The organism is Lysinibacillus sp. FSL M8-0355 (assembly GCF_038008985.1).
In the GTDB taxonomy this organism is placed as follows: domain Bacteria; phylum Bacillota; class Bacilli; order Bacillales_A; family Planococcaceae; genus Lysinibacillus; species Lysinibacillus fusiformis_D.
On record NZ_JBBPAI010000001.1, the window covers coordinates 2,111,776 to 2,125,048 of the forward strand.

Genomic DNA, 13,273 nt, shown 5'->3' on the forward strand with positions numbered 1-13,273 from the left:
ATTTGGATATGTTAAGATTAAATTTGTGAAGAGATGTAGCATAGTTAAGTGAAACAGGAGGACAGAAGATGGATAACCAATATTTCGCAGGTTGGGGCACATTGGCGTTGATAAATGCTGGGCTTGCACAAGGGAAGAATAGATCGGGGTTAAATTGGTTTTTACTTTCTCTTGTATTAGGTCCATTGGCAACACTCATTTTGTTGTTTGTTGAAAAGAGACAGTAATACAGTAAAAGCACTATTCTTATGCGAAATAGTGCCTTTTTTGAATCCCTCTATTCTGTTTTCAGAGCCAATGCTATTCAATTTTACTAAAGATATTACATTTTTATTTAAAATGGTGTCGAAACTGAGTATGCAATTAGAAAATGTTAAACATAGTATTGACAATCGAGTTAGAGTTGTAAAGTATGTTAGAATTAGATGCGGGATTTGATGGGAGGACTTAATTTGGCTGCAGAAAAAAAGTTAAAAGTTTGTGAAAAAGGACATACCTTTTACAAAAGCACGGATTGTCCAAGTTGCCCTACATGTGATCAAGAACATAAACCAACTAGTGGCTTCCTTTCAAAACTTAGTGCACCTGCAAGAAACGCTTTAGTACATGAAGGCATTGATACGTTGGAAAAGCTATCTACGTATACGGAAAAGGACATATTAAAAATACATGGTATTGGACCAGCCTCCTTACCCATTATGAAATCTTCATTGGAAGAAGAAGGCTTGTCATTCAAATAAGCGAGGGGGAAGACAAAGATGACAACGAAGGAATTATCACAAGAGCAACGCGAGGAACTAATCCATACTTTGCAAGTTCGTTTTGAGAAAAATACGCCTCGTCATGAAGGGCTTGACTGGGCTAATGTACAGGCTAAGCTAGAGACTAATATGGAAAAACTAGGGTCGCTCCATGAAATGGAAGCAACGGGCGGTGAACCAGATGTAGTTGGCTATGATGCAAATACAGACGAGTTCATTTTTTATGATTGTTCTGCGGAAAGCCCTAAAGGTCGCAGAAGTTTATGTTACGACCGTGAAGCATGGGAAGCCAGAAAAAATCACAAGCCAGAAAATACGGCGATGGATGTAGCCAAGGATATGGGCATTGAGCTTTTAACAGAAGAGCAATATCGACATCTACAAGAGCTTGGCAAATTCGATTTAAAAACATCGAGCTGGGTACAAACACCCGACAACATTCGAAAACTCGGCGGTGCTATCTTCTGCGACCGTCGCTATGACACGATCTTTATGTATCACAATGGAGCAGAATCCTACTACGCAGCAAGGGGCTTCCGTGGCTCATTACGAGTTTAAGAAATAAAGGCATGCGTTCGATATACGGTCGAGCATATGCCTTTTTCTATGGGAAAGAGGGTTCACCCTAGCCTCTAATGCTGAAAACATAAGGAAACAATATTACATAAGAAGCCTCTCGAACGTCTAGTTATCTTACATTGTATGATAAACTAAAAAAGGGGGTGGAAAGTAATGTTAAATTGTTTGAAAATTATTTTCTCAATCATTGGTATTTCTCTCGCTGCTTATGGACTAATCACACGTGACTTCCAACTGAATTACCTCATGATATTGTTCTTAGGTTTATTCTTGTTCACTTTAGGCATTCAAGAATGTCAAAAACAGAGAACCGTTTATGGGTGGTTGCTAATCGGGCTATTTTTATTTTCAATTTATGTGTCCATTCAAAGCTTTGTCTTGATTTAACGGAAGAAGTAAGGTTGTTCCAAGAATCAATTAGTTCGATTAAAGTAGGAATCACTTCTTCATTCAAATAATACATATCGTATAAATAAAACCTTCCTTAATCAAATCCTTCCAGTTTATATAATGGTTCTTCATCTGTATGAAGTTCTATTAAAATGTTGGCGTTTTGCAAGGCATTTTTAATTCGATGTTCACAGCATGTCGTATTTCTTGTCTATTCCCTTCACTATTTGCCCCTTGTCCCGTCACCATTCATCAGGAAATGCAAACATTGTTACTCTGTTTTCACATTACACCCTAAAAGTAATAACAAACTGAATAATAAGAACGTTTTGGTCCTTTTCCGTTTGATTATATACATAATGTTGAAATTTTGAATGGACTGACACGATCCTCAGCGTTAGCTAGAGCGTGTAACGAGATGGAGTGATTTATGTTATAATTTACATTAATTACATAAAGAGGTGAGATAATGGGAAATGAAAAGTTAGTTTGCAAGGTTTGCGGTCGAGATACCTTTACAACTGGGCAGGTTGGGGGTACGACGAGTCAAGGTAATATAAGACCTATAGGAGCAATAATGGCAGTAGGGTCACCACTTTTGATGACTTTCTGTAAAAACTGTGGGGAAGTAGCTTCCTTTAAAGTGGTAAAACCAGAAAAATTTTAAATAATTGGTGAAAGGACCACTGAATGGAAAGTGACTCTTTTTATATAGTGAAAGTTTCAGATTACCAGATATAATCAGAGAGTCTCAATAAATTTTACTTTCACTAATGGGAGGGAGCAGGCTTAATGATTGAAATAATTTATGATACGAATTCACTCGAAGGTTCATGTTATATTGAGATTTTGCCAGATCAATACAGGGGCGAATGCTGGAATAGTTCTTCTATTTACTTTACCGAAGACAACTTCGGATACATTTTGCCTGCGATCGACAAGCATTACAAGAAATTCGATTATTTTGCTTTCAATGAAATCGAGATGGATATATGGGATTTAATCAATCAGGAATTGGAAAGAATGAAACAATTTTTAAATAGTAAGCCCAATCCTAATTCATTAAAAGAGGGTATAGGATTTTTATACGGCTATTCAGAGCAGGAGTTCATAGAAAACTATGATACTAATGTCCAACAGCTAATTACTATGATAACGGAATTTCAATCCTGGATCATGCAAAAAAGGTCAACAACCCAGTTCATTTCTGTTTTGGGGATCTAATCTATAAGACAGGTGTGAAACGACACCAATTCAAGCATCTCGCCGTTCATTTCTCCTGAAACCCGCACACTTGAGATTGAGTAATTAATTAATCGAGTCATATGTAGGCTATTCAAAGAGGGTTTGAAAATTAGAAATTTCACTTTGTAAATTTAAAAACACCCTCTAATTATTTGGAGGGTGTTTGAACGCTAATAAAATTAGATTGAATGTCGATAAGCGTTTAATGTTGAATTGTGCTTAGTGTTTGATAAAATTTTTTGGAGATTGTGTTTCCCCCATGGTCCTAATGTTTTAGCACTAGAGCCTAACAAACCATCCTTAGCAGCACTTTTAAGTGTTTCAATCTGTTTCGCAGAGAGTCTGGAGGTTTTGCTTTCTTCAATAATTTTACTCACACTGTTAATTCTCTCTTGACCCTTTGTAGAAGAGTTATTAGCTTCATTGCCAGTCTGTTTTGTTAACCCATAATACTTAGATGAAGACCGACGTGCCATTAAATACTGCATGTTTGAAAATTGAGAAGAGATCATAATTGAATTTACTCCTTTCTATTAAATAATTTATGAATCCATTTTGTTATCGAACAAAATCTGGAATAATTTAGTGTCTGTACATATTTTATAGACAAATATGTACATTTATTGAATTGATTTGAGCCTGGGCGTTTTTGTTTTAATGAAAAAAATATTTCACTCTTTTAATATATTAAAAAATACAGATTTGCACTGAAAAAAGAGAATTTTATTTGGAATGAGTCTAATGAATACTGGATTATTTTGTTTAAATCAACTATCTTTCACAGGCCCAACCATCTTTATCACGATCGTGCTTAGATGCATAAGCAGGATGGTCAGAAGGTACCCCATGTGGATAAACTTTTCTCAGCTCAGTACAGTTTTTAAAGTACTCTTTTTGAGGAGTACTCGGCGTTACAACTGTATTAACAGTTTCTTGAGTATTAGTACCGGGTGTAGTTCCGATTGTATCTGGATTGGAAGTTGAGTTAGTTGAAACATTTGTTTCCTTATTTTGTTCAGTACTTACTACGGACTCCTCTTCAACTTCTTTCTTTTCTTCTAACTTTTCCATTTGAGTAGTAGACTCTGATTCTTGTTTTGAATCCAATTTAGAATTAGGTGAATCAATTGTATTTTTTACAGGGGTCGTTTCGGGTTGTTTCGTCTCGTTTTGCTCCACAATTCTCTTAGTCTCTTTTTTTGTACTTTCTGCATGCTCTTTTTCAGTGTCATTGGTCAAACTTAATGCACAACCTGAAAAAGATAATATACAGCCGAGTGTAATAATAGTTGGTATTAATTTAGATTTAGCTTTAAGGTTTTTATTAATTTTGTATTCATATATTCCCCAGCATATTAGAACAAAACCTATTATAAATAAAGGGAAATTTATAAATATGGCTAGAGCAATTAATATAATAATTAAAGTTAAACAACCATTCATTTCAATTCCTCCACAAGTCTAAAACCTTTAGTTTTAAGATATGTCATATTATGTTCGAATGTTTCAATAGTGTCAGAACAATCTATACTTTCAAATTCTAAATTAGTTAGATTACCTCTGTATATTCGTGTTGAAAGTATACAACCTTTCTTTGGAGGGGAGTCAGCTTGTCCGAAATCATAAACATGGATAAGTACCTTATCGATAGGGAGGATTGCAAATATCTCCCTAGCAATTCGAATGACACAACTACACACATAGTCTTGGTAAAGAGCTAAATAATTCGTTTTCGTCATTTTTTTTCGAGAAAGTTTATTTGTTGCCGTTAGGGTTAAGACATCAGTAGGAACTACTTCTTCATTTCCAACCATTAAAGTTACTATTAGTTCATTATTATTAATATCAAAACTTATTTTGCTTCCAAAGCTTTCAATATCTTCAAATGGCGCATATTCAGTTATAGCAAGAATCCACGCATCACTATTACCAGTCAAAATTTGAAGAGCAGCATCCTTTAATCTTTGCTTTTTTTGATAGATTTCAAAATCTAACTCCTTAGCTTCAGGTAATTTATTTTCAATTATCGTTTTCTTAGCAGTAATTCGATTAAAAAGTTTATCGCGAAGTGTCGGCTTATAGTTTGCTATTTCATTCATAACAGAGGTTACGTTGGGACCTTCATTCAATAAATGTGATAAGTCTTCTTCAGCAACTAAATGCCAGTTAACATCATTTTCTGCTTCTAAATGAACAGAAGTTAACATATTAATGTAAGTATTGTATTTTTCGACTTCTTGTAAGTTTGGCGTTATGTCAGGTAATGTATTATTGGTAGTTTCATATGCAATCCTTTGTGGGCGCTTGTTTCTTTTTGTAATCTGTTTAGAATAGGATATACCAGTTCCAGGGATTGAACTGGAAATGGTAGTTCTGTTTTTTCCAAATGTTGTTCGAGCATACTTATTACCAAATGTGACACTGGCACCTCTCTTAGCTAAGTTTAATTTAACCCCTGGGGCAATTTTAACGCTCTTTCTGAAACGAAATCCCATTTATGTAAACCTCCTAATAAACATAAGTACATTTGACTTGCGTAAATATAACTATAAACGTAACAAAAAGAATATACAATATCCAATATAGTATATATTTTACATATACAGTCTGAAAGGACATGTCTAACAAACATGTCCTTTCAGACTGTAGATAAACTCAAAAAATTTGAGAGTTTGCCTACAGTCTTTTTCTTTTACAATGAAATAAAGTAAAGTCGTTGATTTCCACTACGAGCAGATGTTTCCCGCTTTTCCTGCAGGAGGCACCCGCTCTTTGTTTCAATCAACTTCTACATAAAGTACTCCGTCTACATATGGTGTTGAAAAGTAAATTTTTGAGGTGATAAACGAGAAGCTGAATATTTACGCCATTCCTATGACACCAAACAAATCTATGCAAAGCGCAAAGAAACGATTGAGCGTGTTTTGCCGATGCGAAGGAAAAGTATGGAATGCGATGGACAACCTTAAGAGGTCTGGAAAAATTATCTATGAAGGCGATGCATACTTTTGTTGCCATGAATTTATAGCAACTGGCTACTTAGACGTGGCAGGCGACTTAAGAGAGCCACTCTGCTCCAAGAGTATGTTGGATACGGTAGAATATTGAAAATGAAAGGGAAAGAAAAAATACAAAAACCATTGAGAAGTACACTTTCGACGGCTTTTGTCTACAGTCTGAAGGTACTATGAGTAGTACTTTTTTTAATTTTTAAGAGTTCGGTGAACAAAATATGCGTGTTCCCCGAAACATTGGCCCGCATCCTAGCCGAACATGTAAATATATCTTAGTCGTTGTTTAAGAGTTTTTGTGGCCTAACTCGATTCATAATCGTAGGTGAGCTTTGATGGAAAGAACAAAGAATAACGTCAAAGAGACGTAAGCCTATATTCTGATAAAAGTTATATACTGGGGTTGATGGAAAGTTCTATCTTGATATAATAGAACTACCTGGGACTTGTGTCACAGTTCTTTCGAAAGGTGGGCAAGGGTAGCCGAGCTTCCGGTCTACGCCGAGACAAAGATCATCACTCCATGGATGAAGCGATCTACATGTGATGAGGGTAAAAATTGGGATAATTTTCAAATTATCATTTTACCTTTTTATTACTTTTTCTATACGGTTTATTTCAAATATAGTTAATAATGATATTAAAAAATATTAATAAGTATTCTGTCTTTTTCAATATCACTTTATTTTGCGTTACTGATGGTGCAAGGAGTAAGCAAGTTTAATAATAGGTCAGAAAAAAATGATTTAAAAAAAGAACGTAAGAACAAAGCCTTTATTAATGGATGTCTTTAGAATTTGAGAAAAGTATATTTATGACTTATTGAAAAAAGCAAAGATTTGATTATTACCTTTTTGAAACTCTACCTTGAATGTAGTAGTCAACATAGTTTTTTTAAATAGTATGAAATTTTTGAGTACCACGATTATTACTAGCTTTTTTACAACAATATTGACTCAAGAATTCTTAATTAATAATGTTAAAATTATTTTTAATAACGAAGGAGATTTTACTGGTAAAATTGTAGAAATGCTTAATTAGACTGCAATAGGATGGTAATTATTATCATTTTTTAGAGTCAACCAAAAATAGAAAGGGAGTGGAACTTACAAAGGATTAGCTAGTGAGATTATTAGAGAAAGAGTAAGCAAACTTTATAATTAATTTCATCAGCAAAAAATTTTAATTTGGGGGAATATTAAAAAATGGATAGAGAACAGATAGAGCGTCTTAAAATTAATTCAGATTGTTCTTACACTTACATGAGAAAATTAAAAAAAGAGTGTCTACTTGGCAAAACTATGATTGATGAGATGAATTTTATTGAAGAAATTGCAATAAACCACTCTGTTGTTGAATTAGATTATCTTGAAAAGGGTCTTACATCATCATCTGAGAATTCATTAAGATTTAGTAAAGATTTTTTTAGTATAAATATTTCATTTTATGCAATACTTTTTTCAATTATAGGAGTGGGGTTTGCTGGGTTATATGGTTATTTTAATAGTATCGCTATAAAATTAATTGAGGCTAAAATCCAGAATAGTGAGGGCATTGAAGAAGTTAATCGATTATTTGATCAGGTTTACACAAAAGGGTTTAAAGGACTCTTATGGAGTTCGCTGTTTTTATTAATAGGTCTGTTTGTTTTATATTTTGTTAGACACATTACGGATAGCAGAAGAGTAACGTACTTGAACTACATTAGAAATGCTAATTCTTTTAAGGAAAGAATGCTAATTACAAATATGGAATCAACAGATACTTGAGATCTCTACCGACCCTCTGGAGGACAACAATTCATAGTAGCACACGCTGTTGTCATTTGTCGTCCTCTTTTTTATTTCCTCAAAAAGAAAGGAGCGATACTATGAAGTTAGCACAACCGATTCCTAACGTGGATGAGATGAAAAGTTATTGAAAGTATAAACGAGAGCTTGAATACATGCTATCCTGATCGGTATATCAGTGTGATTGCGTATCTTAGGTATTTTGAAGCTACGGAAAGAGGTTGTACTGTAATTGCATATTGACATAAAGGAAACGAAGAACCAGAAAGTATGGGTAAGTGAAAATGCCACCTTTATTAAGGCAAAATTAAAAGACATGTGTCCGATACAATACCGAACCCATATCCAAACCGCTGTCTAATGAAATAACCGTTTCTAACTTTAGGTGGTTACTTCAAATTTTGAGCCTGGGCTTTTTTTATTTTCATGAAAAAAGTTACTTTGATTGTGCAAACCCCATTTTTTATGGAACGACCTAAATAAAACCATTATCCGTTACACAAAAAAGTCAAATTTCCCCCAAAATCAAACAAAAAGCATGTCTTTGTACATTCACACAAAACCTTGCTATAATAAGCTTTGCGAATACATAGGAAAGAGGGGAAAAGCATGAACGCTTATGATGAATATATGAAGCAGGTTGTGAAGCCGATGCGTGAGGAGCTAGTGGAGGCTGGATTTACGGAGCTGACAACGGCTGATGCAGTGAATGAGTTTATGGCAGAGACGAAGGGGACTTCGTTAGTGGTTATTAACTCGGTATGTGGATGTGCGGCAGGACTTGCTCGTCCAGCAGCGCGCGAGGCAATTGCTGCGGTGAAGCCTGACCATCTTGTGACGGTGTTTGCAGGGCAGGATCCAGAGGCGACTGCAGCAATGCGCGGTTATTTTGAAGAGGTGCCACCGAGCTCACCGTCTATGGCGATTTTAAAGGACGGGGAACTGGCTTACTTTATTCCGCGTGAACAAATTGAGGGATTCCCTGTGGAGCAAATTGTCTCTCATTTAACTGGCGTGTTAGAGCAAACATGCGAGAACTAAAAACGATTGTGACGACAGCGGGCAGACCAGACGAAGTATCGATGGCGCTCGCTGCTTTTGCGTGTCAAACATTAGGTGCTACATTTGAGCCACGGAAAAAGCGCTCTGTTCGTAAGATTTCACAGGAGTTGCAGGCACATGTGATGGTGGCGGGGAAGAATCGCTATGAATATTATGCCTATGGGGCACAGGAGCCCTTTTTCTTTCATCCGAATTCTGCAGCGTTTCGACTAAAGCGTGTTGCTCGTGGTGAGGCAGAGCCCTTTTTGGAAGCGGCACAGCTTCAACAGGGTGATTCGGTGTTGGATTGTACATTAGGTCTTGCGGCAGATGCTATGCTAGCGGCTTATATCGTGGGGGAGATAGGCCATGTAGTAGGGCTGGAAGCAAATCCAAATGTAGCGTTTATTGTCAGTCGGGGGACGCAAACCTATGATACGTCCGAGTTACCATTAACCGCCTGTATGCGACGAATCGAGGTAGTTCAGGCTGAAGCGATTGCTTATTTAAAAACCTTGCCAGACAAGGCCTTTGATGTGGTCTATATGGACCCGATGTTTGAAGAGGTCATCGAAGAGGCGAATAATTTTCAGGCGTTACGGCTCGCGGGTGAGCATGTTACATTAACGGATGAATGGGTCTATGAGGCCAAGCGTGTAGCGAAAAAGCGGGTGGTATTAAAGGCACATTTTCGTTCAGAGTGGTTTGCACAGTACGGTTTCCAGCAATTGACGAGAGTAACCGCGAAGTTTCATTATGGTGTGCTAGAAGTCTGACCGAGCTCCAATAGATATAGAATATATGACAAAAGGTGTCCAACCGTTCGAAATGTCTGACTTGGGCATCTTTTGTCATTTTAATTTTTGCGGAAGTGAAGTAGTAGAGGACATTATAATGCATCAGAATATCTGAAATGTGTGAGTGCTACTGAATATTGCTCTCCATGATCCTCGGATAGAGCAAGCCTTTCAACAATTTTAGCTTGCGCAAATTTTCCATTAAGTTTTTTTGTTGAGATGGTTATTTATGAAGGCTTAAAAAAGTTTATAATAGAATATATAAAAGCTTATGGAGGGATTGTTATGGAATTGAAGACATGTCCAAATTGTAATAGTCAGAACATTCATAAGGGTATTATTCGAGCTGGTCATGCTCCGCTCCACATGTTTCCAGAAGAATCATTTAACAAAAACGCACCACTTAATTCTCATCTAGGAAATTCCTCTAAAATAACCTCATACTATTGTCAAGATTGCGGTTATATTTTAGGTGCATTTGTAGATGAACCGAACAAACTTATTAAATAAGTTAAGGTTAAGAATGAAACTTTTTATGAAAATCTTAGCTATAAAGAAAACGCCACTATTCGGGGCTTTTTGTTCATTTCACAAAAAATTTCATTATACTAAAATATACGAAATGAAGAACGGGAGAAATTAGCATTTCGTGATACTAGTTCACTAACTGACATTAGGCTTGATAATATGGGCAGTTCATTTGGGGGTATTTTTGGAAACAAACAGTGATGGTATCGCCATTCGTGGATTTACAAAATCATTGGCTGTTGGCAATTCTCATCTTTGCCCTCAATATTTTTGGCTATTATTTAGTCGGCTGGCTGATTGGTGCAGGGTTTTATCGCTATGGCGGCTTGTTTGGTCTAGCTTTTATAATCATGGCTTTCGTTATTGTTTTGGTACAGGCTGTTTTAGTAAGGGCTGTACTTGGTTTGCCATTAAACTCAGCGATTGTATCGTTTGATGTGCCTGCTGTGATTGCAGCCATAGGGATTTTAACAGTCATCAGCCTTGATCCGTCAACTAACAAAAGGGTTGTCATTAAAATGTAGAGTGGAAATGGAGTATGCAATAATAAAATCAGTATGCTAGGTGACATGTCCTACCATACTGATTTTTTGTCATATATCATGATGTGTATGTTGTATATAAATTTCCAATGTTTATCTACTTATAAACTGGCTTTTTTACAGAAATCACAGGTATTTGAGATTGTTCGATTTACTGAACAGGCACTGTTTGTTGAAGTAGAACTTTCATTTCTTGTGCATAGGATTCTTGATGGAAGTTTTCAGCGTGAATGTACAATTGTTCAGAGGCTCTTGTGATACCTACATACATAGTTTTTCGATATTTTAATGCTTCTTCTTTTACAGAAGTAGAGATAAATCGATCTGTATCCAATAAAAATACGATCGGAGCTTCTAATCCTTTTGCTGACTGATAAGTTGTCACAATCATTTTATGCTCAGTGGATGCTTTTTTATTTAATGATTCCGCTTTTGCTTGTAACACCTTTGGAAGTGTTTGGATGAAAGTGTTAGCTCTCTGCCAGTCTTTACAGAGTACCATTATTTCATTTGGATTATAGCCAGCTTTATAAATCAATTCCTCAATTTTTATGGCTACCTCTTCAAGTTCTCCTTCAATCATCTCGATGCCATTTTCAACCGAATTTTCATACTCAATTTCCTTCATAGGGCAATAAAATTTTTCTACCTCGGCTTTTAATTTTTCATCTACACTTAAAAATTGTAGAGCTAAATCAATATGCTCATTGGCTGAACGATAGGCTTTTTTTAGTAATTTACTTCTGCCGCGCATGTCTAAAATAGGGTCAATTTCTGTCCAAGGTGTATCTGTTGAACGGTAGAGACCTTGTAAGCGATCGCCAGCTAAAAATAAATTAATGCTGTTTTTTTCTTCTTTTTTACTATCAATAGTTTTAAAAGTCTTACAGCTTTGAATGGCTAAACGAATCCAATCGTCTAAAAAATCTTGGTATTCATCAATTAAAATTGCATCATACATCGGTTTAGCTTTTTGTAGAGACAAACTTGGCAAATCATAGTCCCACCATTTTTGCTGTTCATCACCAGATAGTTTTGGGATAGAGACATGTGCTATATCTAATGCAAACTTGTGGAAGGTACTGATTTCAATATTTTCAATATGTATATCTAAAAATGATAAATTTTCTGCTAAGCTTTTTACTTTTTGTTCTAGTTTTGTAGCTAAACTTCTATTGTATGTTAAAACGCGTATTTTCCAATCGGGGTTTTCTCTAATCAAATGAATTGCTCTTGCTAAAAGCATAACTGTTTTTCCACTGCCAGGTACTCCCGTCACCATATAATGACCGTATGAAATATTTTTAGCAAATCGTTCTTGCTCAGCATCTAATGCAGCAATTAGTTCCTGCGTGTGGTTTTCACTTGTAGAGAGAATTTGAATCTCTGGGAAGATAATTGCTCTGAGCATCTTTAAATACATAGGGCTCAAAGGCTTAATTTCTGAAAATAAGTCTGATATTTCTAAACTGTTAAAATCCTCCGATAATAGATAGTGTGCGGGTTTCTGATTAAAAACATCTGCTAAGTGATTTTCTTCAAAGGCAGCTCTTTTTAAATGAGGCAAAATAGCAAAGGAAGAGAGCTTCACATCTAGTTCACCTTGCGTGTTGTATAATCTATCATCCATTGAAAATAAGCCTTCCAAAGATTTATAATATTGACCAGCTTTAAATACTGGATTATCTAGTTTCCCCATTGATATTTTTAATTTCTAGACGAGTCCAAGTGGCAAGGTAGTCAATACTCCAGTCCTTCACTTCTAAAATACTTACTCCTCTTAAACAATCAATTAGAATAAAATCTGGAATAAGATTTTTAATCTTGGGTTGAATATAGAGATAGGCATCACTTTGTTGTGTTTTATATAAATTTTTAATCTTATTGAGCACACTGCGCTCGCCCTTAGTTAATGTAGGAAGATCATTTGGTATGATATGTAGCAAAATATATTAACCTCCAAATATTAGTGTGTTATACAATATTTATAATACACTATATATTGTAAAAAATAACAACTTTAGTCTTGTGGTAAAAAAGTATTATTATAAGCTAAAACATTGGTTATTTAAAATATGATCCTTTCTAAAGAGGAATTTTTATGAGTCTTTAGGTATATGAATTAGAAAGAGTAAAGAGTGAAAAAAGAGTGTGGAATTGTATTTTGTATAAAATATTTTACTTATTTAATTCACTGTGCTATAATAAGAGACGTGCTATTTTAGGTAGCATATTTCTGTAATCTGGCATTCTGCTTTTTGTTTTTGTAGATACTTATTCACACTGGCGCATGCTTTGGGGCTGCAAGGACGCAAAAGATGGTAGGGTTTGCGTTGCTTAAGTTAGAAGGCACACAGTGGAATTTTACCGCGGTGATGAAACGAATCTGGTTTCAAGATAATATTCCCCAGACGATTGGGTTGAGACTTTTACAATTTACGAGAATGTTACCTATAAATACTAAAGGGGTAGTTTCGCAATAGCGAGGCTGCCCCTTGTCTAATTTTCCCAGCCTGTCGTCCCTAGCTACGACAGGCTTTTTTGGTATACATTACCGTTTACTCTATACCTTAAATAAGTGATAATAAA

The 13,273-nt window shown here is 35.5% G+C and carries 16 protein-coding genes and 1 pseudogene; 12 read left to right on the top strand and 5 right to left on the bottom strand.

The features are described from left to right. Positions 1-68 precede the first annotated feature (68 nt). From MKY46_RS10265 to MKY46_RS10290, 6 genes are all read left to right on the top strand, one after another. Entirely contained in the window at positions 69-227 is a 159-nt protein-coding gene (locus MKY46_RS10265) for a hypothetical protein (protein WP_170829801.1), read from the top strand. 225 nt (positions 228-452) lie between these two features. Next, entirely contained in the window at positions 453-740 is a 288-nt protein-coding gene (locus MKY46_RS10270; RefSeq protein ID WP_036122636.1) for an RNA polymerase alpha subunit C-terminal domain-containing protein, read from the top strand. A gap of 18 nt (positions 741-758) precedes the next feature. Beyond that, on the top strand, positions 759-1,319 hold the full coding sequence (locus tag MKY46_RS10275) for a DUF4256 domain-containing protein (protein WP_089932263.1): 561 nt from the start codon (positions 759-761) through the stop codon (positions 1,317-1,319). Between the two features lie 174 nt (positions 1,320-1,493). Beyond that, positions 1,494-1,727: a DUF3953 domain-containing protein gene (locus MKY46_RS10280; RefSeq protein WP_036122630.1), complete on the top strand. Its 234-nt coding sequence runs from the start codon at positions 1,494-1,496 to the stop codon at positions 1,725-1,727. Positions 1,728-2,199: 472 nt separating this feature from the next. Further along, entirely contained in the window at positions 2,200-2,397 is a 198-nt protein-coding gene (locus MKY46_RS10285) for a hypothetical protein (protein WP_036122627.1), read from the top strand. 125 nt (positions 2,398-2,522) lie between these two features. Then, positions 2,523-2,954 carry a hypothetical protein gene (locus tag MKY46_RS10290; RefSeq protein ID WP_036122623.1) on the top strand — a complete coding sequence of 144 codons (432 nt, stop codon included), beginning with the start codon at positions 2,523-2,525 and terminating at the stop codon, positions 2,952-2,954. Positions 2,955-3,154: 200 nt separating this feature from the next. Here the strand turns inward: MKY46_RS10290 and MKY46_RS10295 are convergent, their stop codons facing one another. From MKY46_RS10295 to MKY46_RS10305, 3 genes are all read right to left on the bottom strand, one after another. Beyond that, the gene (locus MKY46_RS10295) at positions 3,155-3,487 is read right to left on the bottom strand and encodes a hypothetical protein (RefSeq protein WP_036122620.1); all 333 of its coding nucleotides are present in this window, start codon (positions 3,485-3,487) and stop codon (positions 3,155-3,157) included. 259 nt (positions 3,488-3,746) lie between these two features. Further along, a complete protein-coding gene (locus MKY46_RS10300; RefSeq protein ID WP_051891655.1) occupies positions 3,747-4,418 on the bottom strand; it encodes an excalibur calcium-binding domain-containing protein in 672 nt (223 codons plus the stop codon). Further along, the gene (locus tag MKY46_RS10305; RefSeq protein WP_036122617.1) at positions 4,415-5,470 is read right to left on the bottom strand and encodes a DUF4236 domain-containing protein; all 1,056 of its coding nucleotides are present in this window, start codon (positions 5,468-5,470) and stop codon (positions 4,415-4,417) included. The genes MKY46_RS10300 and MKY46_RS10305 overlap by 4 nt, the downstream gene beginning before the upstream one ends. A 354-nt stretch (positions 5,471-5,824) precedes the next feature. On the opposite strand from MKY46_RS10305, the pseudogene MKY46_RS10310 reads away from it, so the two are divergent. From MKY46_RS10310 to MKY46_RS10335, 6 genes and pseudogenes are all read left to right on the top strand, one after another. After that, positions 5,825-6,003 (top strand): annotated as a pseudogene (locus MKY46_RS10310) (transposase); the annotation flags it as partial. 1,188 nt (positions 6,004-7,191) lie between these two features. Further along, positions 7,192-7,755 (top strand): hypothetical protein, encoded by a 564-nt coding sequence (locus tag MKY46_RS10315; protein ID WP_036122613.1) that lies wholly within the window; start codon positions 7,192-7,194, stop codon positions 7,753-7,755. A 630-nt stretch (positions 7,756-8,385) separates the two neighbouring features. Further along, on the top strand, positions 8,386-8,817 hold the full coding sequence (locus MKY46_RS10320; protein WP_036122610.1) for a BrxA/BrxB family bacilliredoxin: 432 nt from the start codon (positions 8,386-8,388) through the stop codon (positions 8,815-8,817). Beyond that, the gene (locus tag MKY46_RS10325) at positions 8,805-9,593 is read left to right on the top strand and encodes a class I SAM-dependent methyltransferase (protein WP_036122608.1); all 789 of its coding nucleotides are present in this window, start codon (positions 8,805-8,807) and stop codon (positions 9,591-9,593) included. Before MKY46_RS10320 ends, MKY46_RS10325 begins: the two co-directional genes overlap by 13 nt. A gap of 306 nt (positions 9,594-9,899) precedes the next feature. Beyond that, positions 9,900-10,124 carry a PF20097 family protein gene (locus MKY46_RS10330; RefSeq protein WP_036122605.1) on the top strand — a complete coding sequence of 75 codons (225 nt, stop codon included), beginning with the start codon at positions 9,900-9,902 and terminating at the stop codon, positions 10,122-10,124. Between the two features lie 215 nt (positions 10,125-10,339). Continuing rightward, the gene (locus MKY46_RS10335) at positions 10,340-10,666 is read left to right on the top strand and encodes a hypothetical protein (protein ID WP_340834108.1); all 327 of its coding nucleotides are present in this window, start codon (positions 10,340-10,342) and stop codon (positions 10,664-10,666) included. Between the two features lie 169 nt (positions 10,667-10,835). Here MKY46_RS10335 and MKY46_RS10340 read toward each other — a convergent pair whose 3' ends face one another. After that, positions 10,836-12,314 (bottom strand): UvrD-helicase domain-containing protein, encoded by a 1,479-nt coding sequence (locus MKY46_RS10340; protein WP_230593822.1) that lies wholly within the window; start codon positions 12,312-12,314, stop codon positions 10,836-10,838. 52 nt (positions 12,315-12,366) lie between these two features. Further along, a complete protein-coding gene (locus tag MKY46_RS10345; RefSeq protein WP_230593820.1) occupies positions 12,367-12,630 on the bottom strand; it encodes a hypothetical protein in 264 nt (87 codons plus the stop codon). Positions 12,631-13,273: the final 643 nt, after the last annotated feature.

Coding starts and splice junctions, on each gene's coding strand:
- MKY46_RS10265 (WP_170829801.1), top strand. CDS start 69: ATGGATAACCAATATTTCGCAGGTTGGGGCACATTGGCGTTGATAAAT.
- MKY46_RS10275 (WP_089932263.1), top strand. CDS start 759: ATGACAACGAAGGAATTATCACAAGAGCAACGCGAGGAACTAATCCAT.
- MKY46_RS10280 (WP_036122630.1), top strand. CDS start 1,494: ATGTTAAATTGTTTGAAAATTATTTTCTCAATCATTGGTATTTCTCTC.
- MKY46_RS10285 (WP_036122627.1), top strand. CDS start 2,200: ATGGGAAATGAAAAGTTAGTTTGCAAGGTTTGCGGTCGAGATACCTTT.
- MKY46_RS10290 (WP_036122623.1), top strand. CDS start 2,523: ATGATTGAAATAATTTATGATACGAATTCACTCGAAGGTTCATGTTAT.
- MKY46_RS10295 (WP_036122620.1), bottom strand. CDS start 3,487: ATGATCTCTTCTCAATTTTCAAACATGCAGTATTTAATGGCACGTCGG.
- MKY46_RS10300 (WP_051891655.1), bottom strand. CDS start 4,418: ATGAATGGTTGTTTAACTTTAATTATTATATTAATTGCTCTAGCCATA.
- MKY46_RS10305 (WP_036122617.1), bottom strand. CDS start 5,470: ATGGGATTTCGTTTCAGAAAGAGCGTTAAAATTGCCCCAGGGGTTAAA.
- MKY46_RS10315 (WP_036122613.1), top strand. CDS start 7,192: ATGGATAGAGAACAGATAGAGCGTCTTAAAATTAATTCAGATTGTTCT.
- MKY46_RS10320 (WP_036122610.1), top strand. CDS start 8,386: ATGAACGCTTATGATGAATATATGAAGCAGGTTGTGAAGCCGATGCGT.
- MKY46_RS10325 (WP_036122608.1), top strand. CDS start 8,805: ATGCGAGAACTAAAAACGATTGTGACGACAGCGGGCAGACCAGACGAA.
- MKY46_RS10330 (WP_036122605.1), top strand. CDS start 9,900: ATGGAATTGAAGACATGTCCAAATTGTAATAGTCAGAACATTCATAAG.
- MKY46_RS10340 (WP_230593822.1), bottom strand. CDS start 12,314: ATGGATGATAGATTATACAACACGCAAGGTGAACTAGATGTGAAGCTC.